The organism is Arthrobacter stackebrandtii, assembly GCF_017876675.1.
In the GTDB taxonomy this organism is placed as follows: Bacteria; Actinomycetota; Actinomycetes; order Actinomycetales; family Micrococcaceae; genus Specibacter; species Specibacter stackebrandtii.
The window spans coordinates 3,159,070-3,171,212 of record NZ_JAGIOI010000001.1; the positions used below are offsets into that span (position 1 = coordinate 3,159,070).

14 protein-coding genes are annotated in these 12,143 nt (G+C 65.6%); 3 read left to right on the plus strand and 11 right to left on the minus strand.

Translation table 11 applies throughout. The annotated features are described in order from the left end of the window. Positions 1 to 8 precede the first annotated feature (8 nt). The 5 genes from JOF48_RS13750 to JOF48_RS13770 all read right to left on the minus strand — a co-directional run bounded on the left by JOF48_RS13750 (position 9) and on the right by JOF48_RS13770 (position 4,147). Positions 9 to 857 carry a polyphosphate polymerase domain-containing protein gene (locus JOF48_RS13750; RefSeq protein ID WP_209681554.1) on the minus strand — a complete coding sequence of 283 codons (849 nt, stop codon included), beginning with the start codon at positions 855 to 857 and terminating at the stop codon, positions 9 to 11. Continuing rightward, positions 854 to 1,531: a DUF4956 domain-containing protein gene (locus JOF48_RS13755; RefSeq protein WP_209681556.1), complete on the minus strand. Its 678-nt coding sequence runs from the start codon at positions 1,529 to 1,531 to the stop codon at positions 854 to 856. Before JOF48_RS13755 ends, JOF48_RS13750 begins: the two co-directional genes overlap by 4 nt. Before the next feature lie 114 nt (positions 1,532 to 1,645). Continuing rightward, on the minus strand, positions 1,646 to 2,308 hold the full coding sequence (locus tag JOF48_RS13760) for a response regulator transcription factor (RefSeq protein ID WP_209681558.1): 663 nt from the start codon (positions 2,306 to 2,308) through the stop codon (positions 1,646 to 1,648). After that, positions 2,305 to 3,762, minus strand: a complete 1,458-nt coding sequence (locus tag JOF48_RS13765) for a sensor histidine kinase (RefSeq protein ID WP_209681559.1) — start codon at positions 3,760 to 3,762, stop codon at positions 2,305 to 2,307. Before JOF48_RS13765 ends, JOF48_RS13760 begins: the two co-directional genes overlap by 4 nt. Next, on the minus strand, positions 3,755 to 4,147 hold the full coding sequence (locus tag JOF48_RS13770) for a hypothetical protein (protein ID WP_209681561.1): 393 nt from the start codon (positions 4,145 to 4,147) through the stop codon (positions 3,755 to 3,757). The genes JOF48_RS13765 and JOF48_RS13770 overlap by 8 nt, the downstream gene beginning before the upstream one ends. A 186-nt stretch (positions 4,148 to 4,333) precedes the next feature. Between JOF48_RS13770 and JOF48_RS13775 the strand changes: the two genes are divergently transcribed. Continuing rightward, a complete protein-coding gene (locus JOF48_RS13775; protein ID WP_209681563.1) occupies positions 4,334 to 4,627 on the plus strand; it encodes a DUF1540 domain-containing protein in 294 nt (97 codons plus the stop codon). A 17-nt stretch (positions 4,628 to 4,644) separates the two neighbouring features. Here JOF48_RS13775 and JOF48_RS13780 read toward each other — a convergent pair whose 3' ends face one another. Both JOF48_RS13780 and JOF48_RS13785 read right to left on the minus strand, forming a co-directional pair. After that, complete coding sequence (locus tag JOF48_RS13780) at positions 4,645 to 5,178, minus strand: GtrA family protein (protein ID WP_209681564.1); 534 nt, start codon at positions 5,176 to 5,178, stop codon at positions 4,645 to 4,647. Positions 5,179 to 5,299: 121 nt separating this feature from the next. After that, a complete protein-coding gene (locus tag JOF48_RS13785; protein WP_209681570.1) occupies positions 5,300 to 6,157 on the minus strand; it encodes a fumarylacetoacetate hydrolase family protein in 858 nt (285 codons plus the stop codon). Positions 6,158 to 6,219: 62 nt separating this feature from the next. On the opposite strand from JOF48_RS13785, the gene JOF48_RS13790 reads away from it, so the two are divergent. Continuing rightward, complete coding sequence (locus JOF48_RS13790; protein WP_209681572.1) at positions 6,220 to 7,719, plus strand: M20/M25/M40 family metallo-hydrolase; 1,500 nt, start codon at positions 6,220 to 6,222, stop codon at positions 7,717 to 7,719. Positions 7,720 to 7,804: 85 nt separating this feature from the next. Here the strand turns inward: JOF48_RS13790 and JOF48_RS19715 are convergent, their stop codons facing one another. Together JOF48_RS19715 and JOF48_RS13800 are read right to left on the minus strand one after the other, a co-directional pair. Beyond that, positions 7,805 to 8,707, minus strand: coding sequence for a hypothetical protein (locus JOF48_RS19715; protein ID WP_245346545.1), 903 nt, complete (start codon positions 8,705 to 8,707; stop codon positions 7,805 to 7,807). A 65-nt stretch (positions 8,708 to 8,772) separates the two neighbouring features. After that, on the minus strand, positions 8,773 to 9,411 hold the full coding sequence (locus JOF48_RS13800) for a DUF6318 family protein (protein WP_209681573.1): 639 nt from the start codon (positions 9,409 to 9,411) through the stop codon (positions 8,773 to 8,775). Between the two features lie 345 nt (positions 9,412 to 9,756). On the opposite strand from JOF48_RS13800, the gene JOF48_RS13805 reads away from it, so the two are divergent. Next, positions 9,757 to 10,551, plus strand: a complete 795-nt coding sequence (locus JOF48_RS13805; protein ID WP_209681575.1) for a hypothetical protein — start codon at positions 9,757 to 9,759, stop codon at positions 10,549 to 10,551. Here the strand turns inward: JOF48_RS13805 and JOF48_RS13810 are convergent. After that, on the minus strand, positions 10,548 to 11,000 hold the full coding sequence (locus tag JOF48_RS13810) for a MarR family winged helix-turn-helix transcriptional regulator (RefSeq protein WP_209681577.1): 453 nt from the start codon (positions 10,998 to 11,000) through the stop codon (positions 10,548 to 10,550). The genes JOF48_RS13805 and JOF48_RS13810 overlap by 4 nt on opposite strands. Position 11,001: 1 nt before the next feature. Next, a complete protein-coding gene (locus JOF48_RS13815; protein ID WP_209681579.1) occupies positions 11,002 to 12,114 on the minus strand; it encodes an LLM class flavin-dependent oxidoreductase in 1,113 nt (370 codons plus the stop codon). Between the last annotated feature and the right edge of the window lie 29 nt (positions 12,115 to 12,143).

The following is a 12,143-nucleotide window of genomic DNA, read 5'->3' on the forward strand; positions in this document are numbered from 1 at the left end:
GTGAAACCTCAGGCGGCCAGCGGCACCGTCCCTGCTCGCGATGATGCCGGGTCCCAGTCGAAGCGCTCGCGCAACACCCGGTTCCAGCGGTTGGCCGGCAGGTGCGGATGCAGCAGGGCGATGCCCACACAATACTTGCTCATGCTCAGGGCCCTGATGCCCATCTCGGCCAGGACCCTGTCTGCAACTCCCCGCCCGTCAGCCGATTTCGTCTCCACGACCACCAGGTCCGGACCGGCAACCTCACGGGCGCCGCCGTCCGCCCCGACACCGGCCGGGCCGTCCGCCCCGCCGGCGTCGCGGCACAGCAGCCCGACGTCAAGGGTGAGCCGTTCCCTGCTGTGCGGGTTCACCAGTGTGCCGCGGCGGTAGTCCACCGTCATGACGGGCCGCAGCTCGGGGAGCGGCAGGCCATACTCGGCGTCGAGCAGCGCGCCCAGGAATTCCCGGGCCTCACCATTCATGGTGCCGCTGTCCCCGAGGCCGTAGGGGATCCGGTGCTTGTCGGTTTCTCCGCGGGCACCCTTCAACTTGGCCTCAAACATGCACAGCCCCGAGTCCAGGTAGGTGCGGGTGCGGACCTTGAACCGGCGGCGCCGGCCCTGCCGGTGGGCACGGAACTGGTCCAGTCCGGGGGTGTCGAAGTAGGTGGAGCTGTAGCCAAAGACCCGGCGCCCGGCGATCTCCATGACGGCAAAATCACTGCCGAGCCGGTCCAGCAGCGCAGCCAGCTGGCTGCGGGTCAGGAGGAACTTTTTGTCCACGCGGCGCTGCAGTGCAGCCTCCTCGTTGACAGCTTCCAAACTGATCGGATCACGCAGCGCCAATGCTGCATCCAGGATGTCTGCGCAGCTCATGACCGGTTCCCCAGCTGGTGGGACGTCAGCTGGACCGGAATCGGTTCCATGCGGCCCGGTGCCACCGACGGATACTGCGGCAGTGCCGCGGCAGCGTGCTCGTGGATGCAGGTGCTCGAGGGTGCATTGACGGCAGCCTTGTAGCGGACGTCGGCAATGGTCAGGTCGCGGACAACATCGAGTTCCATCACTTCAATACGGGTGACAGGGCCGCCCAACAACGTTTCCAGCGCCACACGCAGTTCGCCCTCATTGGGGTAGGCCCGGTCCAAGGTGATGGTCTGCCTGCGGGTGCGCGGGGCAATGCGGGGGTGGTCTGCAATGAACAGCACGGCGACAAGCGCTGCGGACAGCACCGGGGAAAGCCATGCCGGGTCCGGGTGCAGGCCGTTCATCAGGCCCAGCACCAGGGCGGCGAAGTAGTAGCCGATCTCGCCCTGGGTCAGCGTGTCCGAACGCAAGCGGATGATGGAGAGAACACCGAACAATCCCAGCCCCAGGCCCATGCCGGCGGCGCTGCCGGACAGGAGCATCGTGACGAGCATGATGCCCACATTCAGGCATACGTAGGCAATGGCCAGGTCGCGGCGCTGGTAGCGGGGGAAGTACACGGCGTACACCAAGACACTGATGCAGACCATGTTGGCGGCGAGTGCGATCCAGAGGTTGAACATTTTTATCTCCCAAAACGTTGAGGTTGTTGACTAACCTCTACTGTTCCGCAGCCCTATGAGAGTAAAAGGAGACTGAGATGAGATCGTTCTCATGAACGCCCGGCGGCGCCCGGTTCAGTCCAACTTCAGCCGGTAGCCCATCCCGCGGACGGTCTCAATCCGCTCCGCACCGAACTTCTTGCGCAGATACCGGATGTAGACGTCCACAATGTTTGAACCCGGATCAAAGTCGAAACCCCACACCTGGGAGAGCAGCTGTTCCCGGGAGAGCACCTGGTCGCGGTGCCGGAACAGTGTCTCGGCCAAGGCGAACTCTCGGGCACTGAGATCCTTGTTGACGCCGTCCACCGAGGCCCTGCGGGTGCGCAGGTCCAGGCTGAGCGGCCCGGCCGTGAGAATCGTCTGTTCTTCCAGGACATGCCCGCGCAGGCGCAGCCGCACCCGGGCGAGCAATTCCTCGAAGGCGAAGGGCTTTGGCAGGTAGTCGTCGGCCCCGCCGACCAGGCCGGCCACCTTGTCCTCAACACTGCTTCGGGCAGAGAGAATGATGACAGGGATGTCCACCTTGTCCTGGCGCAGGCGGTGCAGCACCGTCAGGCCGTCGATGACAGGCAGGCCAATGTCCAGGATCAGCAGGTCGTGGACATAGGACCGTGCCTCATCGTAGGCGGACTGGCCGTCGCCGACCACCTGGGTGACAAAGCCTTCGGCGGCAAGCCCCTTCTGCACAAACGTGGCTATGCGGGCTTCATCTTCAGCGATCAGGATTCGTTTCATGCATGGCCTTTCTCATGGCTGCCGGGGCCTGCCCCACCAGCGTTCGATTCATCATCCGGGAGCAGGCTCACCGGCAGGAGCATGGTAAAAATGGAGCCCGCTCCCAGGGAGCTGGCCACCGTCACGGAGCCACCATGGCCTTCGGCAATCGACTTCACAATCGACAGGCCCAAGCCGGCCCCGGCACTGTGCCCGGAGTTGGGGCCTCGGTGGAAGCGGGAAAAAATCCCCGCCTGATCTTCTTCGGCGATCCCCGCACCAGTGTCACGCACCCACAAGAGGAGCGTGCCGTCGTCGTACGTGGAGCCGAGCGCAATGGTGCCGCCGGGCGGGGTGTGGTTGACGGCGTTGGAGGCCAGCTGCATGAGGGCCTGGGTGAGGCGCTGGCCGTCGGCAGCGATGTGGCCTTCGGCGAGCTCATCCAACGTCCAGTTTTGCGGGCCAAGCATGCTGGCCTTGCTCAGCGCATCCACCATCAGCTCCATGAGCTCCACCTCCTGTGGCACCACGAAGTCTGGCTGTTGGGACTTCGCGAGCAGCAGGAGGTCGTTGACGATGCGGGCCATGCGGTCCAGCTCATCAGTGACCAAGGCGATGGTTTCGGCCCGCTCGGCGGGATCCTCACTCATCATCTCAAGGTGCCCCCGGACCACTGTGATGGGCGTGCGCAGCTCGTGGCCGGCGTCGTCCACGAATTGCTGCTGCGTGGCAAAGGCGGTCTCGAGCCGGTCCAGCATGCGGTTGAACGTGGTGGCCAGGGCGGCGACGTCATCGTGCCCCTTCACCTCGATGCGGCCCTTGAGGTCTGTTTCACTGATGGTCTCGGCCGTCTCCCGCACCTGCCGCAGCGGGGCCAGCACCCGCCCGGCGATGAGCCAGCTGGCGATCCCGGCGCCGATCACGGCCAGCACGCCGGCCAGTGCGAAGATGCCCAGCGAGCTGAACAGCGGGGCGGCAACTTCACGGCGGAACTGGACGCTGACCAGGGCGCCCGATGCGGAGTCGCCCACCACCTGGACCGGGATGACGGCGTACGCGACCGGGCCGGCACTCGTGGCGTAGCGGCCGTGGACGGGCTGCTCGTGCCCGGTGACGAGCGCCAGGAACGCCGGGTCCCTGTCCAGCCGTGCGGGCGGGTCGCCGGCCATGCGCCTGTGCGGGACACCGTCGAGCAGGCTGAACGCGGTCTCGGCGCGGGTGGGCACGGTGTCCTGCAGGAACCGCGTCAGCAGCGCGTCGGCGGTGAACTGCGAACTGCCCGACGGGGACGTGGCGAAGGTGCGGAAACTTGTTGCGGCGTGCGTCAGCCGATCGTCCACCATGGCGTCGGTGCGCGCGTTCAGGATCTGCGCCGACAGCACAATCGAGCCGGCAAAGGCCACCGCCAGCAGCAGCACCATCGCACCGATGATGCGGCCCCTGGCGGTGAGGTGCCGGCGCGGGGAGTCAGTCATCATCGGGATCGTCCCAGTCGTCCGCGTCATCGCAGTCGTCGTCGCCTGCCAGCGGGGCGCAGCCGGGGACCACCACTGCGCCTCCATCTGCAGGTGGCGCAGGCGGTGCAGGTGGTGCGGACGACGGCGGAGGTGGTGTTGGGCTGGTGTCCGTTGGCGGGGCGGTGGTTGGGCTGGCAGACGGGCCGGGGCTGGGTGTCGCCGTGGCTGACGGTTCAGGTGCGGGGGTGGGCGTCCGGGAGGGTGGCGGCGTGCCGTGCGGGGTGACCACGATGGTGTCGCCAAGGCGCGGTTCCGAACTGGAAACGAGCAGGGTCGTGGCCACGATGGTCCCGCCCACCACCAGGGTGATGAAGGCGGCGAGGATGAACCGTGGGATGTGCATGGCTCAATCCTTTCGCACGGGATTGCCAATTGGATGAGGCCTGAATGAGAGTTCTCTCATCCAAACATGTTGCCAACGCGGTGGCGAATTGGCCAAGGGAAATTCGTGCTAATTGCTTGGGGGCGTGCGGACTTAAAGTGGAGGGAACCCGGCCGTGCGGGCCGGCTTCCCAGCAAGGAGCTCATCATGACTGCCACCGTTCCCGTCACAGAATGTGCAGTGTCGAACTGCTCATTCAACGACCACACGCATTGCGGGGCTGCGGGCATCACGATCGGCGGCAACGCCGACCACGCCCAGTGCGCCACCTTCATCGACACCGGCGTCCACGGCGGGCTGCCCAAGGTGCTGGCCTCGGTGGGCGCCTGCCAGCGCACCGAATGCATCCACAACGACCACCTGATGTGTGCCGCCGACTCCGTGCGGGTGGGGCCCGGTGCGGACAATGCCGACTGCCTGACCTACGAGCACGCCGGGTAGTCGGCGTGAACCCCGCTTCAGGATGACTGGTGCTGGTCCTGGCGGGCGGCGGGGCGGCCGTGGCGGGCCCGCCGGAAAATCCAGTAGCGCAGCAGCAGGAAGCGGGTCACGGCAGAGGCCACGTTGCCCAGCACAATGACGGCCAGTTCGAGGGCAACAGAAGCCTCGGGGTTGACCTGTTGCAGCAGCCACAGGCTGCCGCTTGTCATGGCCAGCGCCAGCAGCATGACCCACAGGCCCCGACGCTGGTCCCGCCACCACAGGTGCCGGCCCGTGAGGCCGAAACTCATGCGCCGGTTCAGCTCGGTGTTCAGGACGGAGCACAGCACCAGCGAGATGACATTGGCCCACTGGGTGCCCAGGGCGGGGCGCAGGCTGGTAAAGATGGCCATGGAGATGACGGTGCAGATCACGGCCACGAGGGCGAAGCCGCGCAGCTGCCCGGCCAGGACCGGATGGGCAAGCCCCCAATTTTTGGCGGCACCCAGCAGCCCGCGGGCCGCAGGGGCCTGGTCCGCGGGAACCGGTTCGGGAATTGTTGTGGTTGCCATGGTTAACTAAATCTTGCCAGCTGTGGGTGTTAAGTCCCAAACAGGAACGAGTATGTTGCCTGTGAACTCAAGGGCGGCCGCCGCCTTGCACGAGTCTGGTGCAGGGGCGGCAGCCGCCTTGCTATTGCCCGGCGGCCACTGGGTTGCGGAGTTCGCCAATGCCTTCAATGCGGCAGATGACCTCGTCGCCCGGGTTGATCCGGCGGCACTCTGCGGGGAAGCCGGTCATGATGACATCGCCGGGCTGCAGGGTCATGAAGGCGCTGAGGTAGACCAGGATTTCGTCCACGCCCCAGCCCAGGTCGTCACTCGAGGCGGGGGAAAGCTCGGTGCCGTTGTGCACAATGCTGATGGCCACGCCGTCGTCCTTCAGGCCCACAACAATCCAGGGGCCCAGGGGCGTGAAGGTGTCCGGGCTCTTGGCGCTGAGCCATAGCTCGTCGGATTTCTGGGCGTCGCGGTCGGAGACGTCGTTGCCGATCGTGAACCCGAGGATGGCGCTGCGGGCGTTCTCCAGCGTGAGGTTTTTGGCGGGGCGGCCGATCACGACGGTCAGCTCGGCCTCCGGGTCGGTGTAGCCGGTGCCGGGGCACAGCTCGATCGCGTCGCCGGGGCCCACGACGGAGCTTGCGGCCTTGTGGAAGGCCTGCGGCGGGAGGGCGCGGCCGGGGGCGCCGGTGTTGTGGGCCATGCCGAACACGTTGACCGGGGCGCAGGGTGCGAGGAAGGTGAATTCGTCCTCGGTGACGGTGGCGCCCAGTGTCCAGCCATCCCTGTAGGAGCTGTTTTGGTTGGCCGGCGAGGTGGGGAACGGTGTTTCAACAACCTGCCAGATGCGGCCTTCGGGGCTGTCGAATCCGGCAGCGTCGTTGCGGACGAAGAACTGCTCCGGCAGTGCAGGGCCGGCGCCGGCGCCCGGGCCTTCCTGTGCTGGGCTGCTGGGGCGGACACGGGCGAGGCGGTGGGGCGCAAAGGTCATGTGGACATCCTACCTCCTGTGATTGCCGGGTGCTCCCAGTCACATGGCCTAGAATCCCATTCATGCCTAAAGGATCCGTCAAATCGATCAACCGCGCAGTGACCGCCGCCCTGTCCGTGGGTGCCGCCGGCGCCGCAGCCGTCATCGGGGCCCGGGCATTCCGTGCCGGTCCGGGAACCCCCGTGGGGGACTTCGGGGCCGCCCCGCACATGGGCGAGATCGGTGCGGAGCATGCGCAGCCCGCGGCGGACATCCTCAGCGAACTGATTCGCTACCGCACGGTTTTTTCACCCGCGCGCGACCAGATTGAGCTGGAGCAGTTCACCGGCTTCATCGAGGCACTGGAGCGGTTGTACCCGGGTGTCCATGCCTCGCTGGAACGCGAGATGGTCAACGGCCACGGCCTGCTGTTCAGGTGGGCTGGCCACCTGCCCGACGCCGGGGCGCGGCCCACCGTGCTCATGGCCCATTACGACGTGGTGCCCGTGGATGAGCGCGACCCCTGGACCCACCCGGGATTCTCCGGCCACCAGAAGGACGGCTTCGTGTGGGGGCGTGGCGCGCTGGATGACAAGGGTGCCCTCGTCACAATCATGGGAGCCGTCGAGTCGCTGCTCTCCGAAGGCTTCTCGCCCGCGCATGACGTGTACCTGTCCTTCGGCAATAACGAGGAGACCGCCGGCGACACTGCAGAAGCGGCTGTTGCCCTGCTGGCCGGGCGCGGCGTCAAGCCGTGGCTGGTGCTGGATGAGGGCGGTGCCGTGGCACTGGATGCATTTCCCGGGCTGAAGGTACCCGCTGCCGTCGTCGGCGTGGCTGAGAAGGGCATCCTGGATCTGGAACTGCTGGTGCGCGGCGCCGGGGGACACGCCTCAACCCCGCCCCGGATGGGTCCCACGGCACGGCTGGCCCAGGCCATCGTGGCATTGGAGGAAAACCCGTTTCCTGCATCCATGCCGGATCCCATTGCCGAGATGATGCGCAGGATCGGCCTGAACAGCAGTTTTGCACTGCGCCTCGTGACGGAAAACCTGTGGGCCTTCAAGGGGCTGCTGACCCAGGTGTTCGGACTGGTTGGCGACGAAACCCGTGCGCTGACCCGCACCAGCGTGGCCGTGACCATGTTGGAGGGCAGCAAGGCCAACAACGTATTGGCTTCCACTGCCCGGGCCAATGCCAATATCCGCATCGCCGTGGGGGAGACCGTGGAGTCCGTTGTTGCGCGAGTCCGCGCCATCATTGACGATCCCGAGGTGGAACTTGCGGTGGTGTCCGGGCATGACCCGTCGCCGGTCTCATCTTTTTCCAACGAGCAATTTGCACTGCTGACCCGCGCCGTTGCCGCCTCCTACCCGGACGCCGTGGTGACCCCGTACATCCAGACCGGGGCCACGGATTCCCGCCATTTCACCTCCATCTCCCCGGCCGTCTACCGCTTCTCGCCGCTGCTGATGGACGCCGCCGACCGGGCCACCCTCCATGCCGTCAACGAGCGCGTTCGCATCAGCTCGCTCGGCGCCGGCGTGGTCTTCTACCGGGAGCTGCTGCAAGGCCTTCCCTGACCCCGGCGCAGCATTGCACCGCTCTGGTTTCTGGGCGTGCGTATGCATGATCTCTGGCGGCGTGAAGATCCTTGGCGCACCGTGGTTAGCAGCCGATGCCGTTGGGGTTTTCGAAGCAGTTGTCGGCGTAGAGGTTGATTTGTGCGCGCCAGACCTTGATCCAGAGCGGGGCTGAGGGGATGTTGCCTTGGCCGGGGATGGGCAGTTCGGGGCCGCCGTTGACGGTGTAGGTGCCGTTGAAGTGGGTGGTGAGGTTGATGTATTTTTCGCCGGTTTCGGTGTAGACGTGGCTGGTTCGTGTTTGTTCGCCGATGCGGTCTTCGTGCAGGGGTGCGCCGTGGACGTCGGTGGGGCCGAAGAGGGTGCCGTCGCCGTAGTCCCAGGTGTAGGCGGCCGGGGTGGCGGTGATGGTGACTTCCTGGCCCAGGAGGTTCAGTTGGAAGGTTTGGGTGGCGGCTTCTGCCCAGACGTTGGTTTCCCTGCCGCGCAGGGTGTGCGGACCGGGCTGGGAACCAATCACCGCCGGAGCAATCGGCACTTGCTGGAACTCATGGGCGATCTGCCCGGCAATCTCCGCCAGAACATCGCGGGGCTTCTCGGCTGGCTTGTCGGTGTAGACACAGTGGGGACCTGAGTCAAAGGACCATGCCGGTGGCGTAATGTCTGCCCTTGATTTGTAGCGGTAGAGAACTGTGCCGGATTCCGTCCCGGACTCACCGCCACCAGTGCTGCAGCCCGCGACGACGGCGATGCATTGATCAAACGTCCGGCTGTCGCCGTCGGTGCAGGCATCCCTCATGTCATAGATGTATGGGTCGGGGTTGGCTTCCGGCACTGTGGGTTCGTCTGTTGAAGGAGCACCGGGGACACTGCCAACCGTGCCGACGCGGGGACTGACCCCCGCAATTTCTTTGTCCTGGGAAGTGACCACCGTGGAATCAAGCCACGTTGGATCTTCGCTTGCCAGCATCGACGGCAAGACAGGCAATGCCGCACCAATTACCATTGCTGGCAAGATCAAACGCGACGAAGCCACCTCGACGAACCACATATCTAGTTCCTTTTCAGAGGTTCACTCGTTGAGGCGGTCCACTGGCCATCCGCCCAATGGGCATTAACGATGCTCGTATGCGCAGTGTTCTGCTCGTGCCTCGTCCTGACGGTGCCATCGCCGTTGTAGTAGACCACGCGAATCTGCAAGGCTTCGACTTGGGCCTGGTAGTCGCCGTCGGACAGCGGCGTAAAGTAGCAGACTGTCTGGACGACTTCCATCTGTCCGCCAACTACCCAGCCGCCCTCCGCGTAGGTCTTGGCTAGGGGTTCATTGACGTAAGCGCACGTTTCGCAGTCAGGTTCGGTGACCGCCATCATTGGACCGGAATCACCGGTCTCGTACACGTACCCAAGCGTCGAGAACCAATATTCGGCGAAAGCCTCCAGGCCTTCCTTGCTGAATTCCTTGGCTGCCTCGGGCAGGACCGGAACGGGGACGTTTTCGGCGGGACCCTTGTCGGTGGCTGGCTTGTACGGGCCTGCAATGGTCGGCCGCGGGGTGGTGCTTTCCGGCGGTTCCGTCGTGGCCGAACCAGTGCTGCCGAGCGGGGCCCCCGGCGGTGCGGAGCATCCGGCCAGGACAAGGACCACGGCAAGGAGGGTTGCGGCAACCAACCTGGCAAACGCCCGTGCACCCAAGGCCCTGCCTCCGCGACTTCGCCCCGGTGGACGGCCGCTTTTCAGAGAGTTCAGCGACCCGTGGCCGTTCGGCGTGCCTGTTCCGGGTGCGGCCGTGGTGTGCGACTCGGTCATAGCGGTCCCCCATAAGTCGTTATGAGTGGCAGGCCTCGCCGGTGAAGCCTGTCGCTGGCTGTCATCCCAAAATACACGCAGTGCAGAAAAGCCGCCAGAAGTTATCCACACCCTCCCGGCGCCTGGGGCAGGATCGCGGCATGCCGCCCCGTCATGAATGCGGGGCCCCGGGGCAGTCGGGATAGCATGGCAGCACTGGAAATGGTGCCAGCCAACGGCGGAGGGAAATCTATGACACAGCGGTCAGGATCAACAACGGCAATCGCGGCGGCAGGCTTGCTGGCACTGTCCCTTGCCCTGACCGGCTGCGGCCTCAGCCTCAAGCGCGTCGAACAGGATCCAGGTCCCTCGGCGGTGGCCACCACGGCTCAGGCGTCCCCCAGCGCAACCGCCAGCTGGGCGCCGTCGGGCATCAGCACCGCCATGCCCAGCGAGGGTGCCAAGCAGAAGCCCGGCACGGTCGCGAAGAAGTGGAAAAAGTTTGCTGACGCCGAAAAGACCGTCAGCTTTGAGCTGCCGGAGGACTGGACCGTCAAGGTTCTCCCGCCGCCGCCCGTGCCGGATGCGCTGGCGCTGGAGGTGCGCAACGCCCAGGGGACGGTGATGGCCATGCTCGGCACGCATATTTCCGGGCTGGGCGGCGCGTGCCCGGACAAGTCGAAGGCGCCATACACGGTCCTCGCGAGCATCCCCATGGACATCCCGTCCAACAATTCCAGCGACGGCGCCGTGGATCCGCGCTACGTCTACCGGGTCATCCAGGGCAGCACGCACTTCTTTGCCTCATATGGCATCACCGACCATTCCGCGGGCGCCGACGGCACGGCCTGCCTTGTCTACAACACGGTCACCTCAAAGCAGCTGGGCATCTACATGTTCGGCGATGCCCTGCAGTTTACCAGCGACCCCTCCGGCACCCCCGGCTTGCGCGCCTTCGCCACCATCGCCGACGCACAGGCCTACATGCTCTCCAGCGAGTACCAGAACATCCAAAAGATGGTCACCTCGCTCAAGTCGCTGGGCTAATTCCCGGCCACGGAGGCGCTGAGCTTGCCCGTCAGTTCCTGCAGGGTGCGCATCTCGTCGTCCGTGAGCGCCGCCTCCATGAGCTCCAGGATGTTCTGCACATGCGCCCGCCCCACCTGCTTCTGCAGGGCGGCGCCTTCCTCAGTGAGCCCGATCAGCACGCCGCGGCGGTCATTTTCCGCCGTCTTGCGCTGGATCCAGCCGCGCGCCTCGAGACGGTCCACCATGCGCGAGATGCTCGGCTGCGTCAGCAGCACGTGGTCGTTGAGCTCGTTGAGCCGCAGCCAGCCGCTGGGGCAGCGCGAGAGGTTGTACAAAATGTCGTACTCCCGGCTGCCCAGCGCCTTGAAGCTGGGCTCCTTCTGCAGCTCGCGCATCATGGCCACCTGTGATCTCAGCAGCGACTCCCATGAATCCGTCGCGAGCCTCCTGTGTGCTGCCGCGTTCATCTCACTTCACCTCTTCATCTGCAGGCACGACGCCGGAACCCGCCTGGGCTGCCTTGCGGCGGGCCTCGAAGGTGGGTGCGTCCGGGACGGACGCGGGGCGGTTTTTGGCAAATTCCTCGCGCAGCGTGGGCAGGACGTCGGAGCCGAACAGGTCCAGCTGCTCCAGGACCGTCTTCAGCGGAAGGCCTGCGTGGTCCACGAGGAACAGCTGGCGCTGGTAGTCGCCGAAGTAGTCGCGGAAGGTCAGGGTCTTCTCGATCAGTTCCTGGGGACTGCCAACCGTCAACGGAGTCTGCGAGGTGAAATCCTCCATGGACGGGCCGTGGCCGTAGACCGGGGCGTTGTCAAAGTAGGGGCGGAACTCGTTGACGGCGTCCTGGGAGTTCTTGCGGATGAAGAACTGCCCGCCGAGGCCCACGACTGCCTGCTCCGGCGTGCCGTGGCCGTAGTGCGCGTAACGCTCACGGTAGAGCCCGATCAGCTGCTGGTAGTGCTCCTTGGGCCAGAAGATGTTGTTGGCGAAGAAGCCGTCGCCGTAGTACGCGGCGATCTCCGCGACCTGGGGAGTGCGGATGGCGCCGTGCCAGACAAAGGGGGCAACGCCGTCGAGCGGGCGCGGCGTGGAGGTGAAGCCGCGCAGCGGAGTGCGGAACTTGCCCTCCCAGTTCACCACTTCCTCATCCCAGAGGCGGCGCAGCAGGGCGTAGTTCTCCACGGTCAGCTCCACCGAGTCCTGGTTGTTCTTGCCGAACCAGGGGTAGACGGCGCCCATGTTGCCGCGGCCCAGGACAATGTCGGTGCGGCCGTCGGAGAGGTGCTGCAGCGTGGCGAAGTCCTCGGCGATCTTGACGGGGTCGTTCGTGGTGATCAGCGTGGTGGACGTGGAGAGGATGATCTTCTCGGTCTGGGCAGCGATGTAGCCCAGTATGGTGGTGGGGGAGCTGGGGTAGAACGGCGGGTTGTGGTGCTCACCCGTGGCGAAGACGTCCATGCCGACGTCCTCTGCATGCTTGGCGATGGTGGTGATTGCCTTGATCCGCTCATGCTCCGTGGGGGTGCGGCCGGTGGTCGGGTCCATGGTGATGTCGCCGACGCTGAAAATTCCGAACTGCATGGTGTGCTCCTTCGCCCCCGGAACTCCGA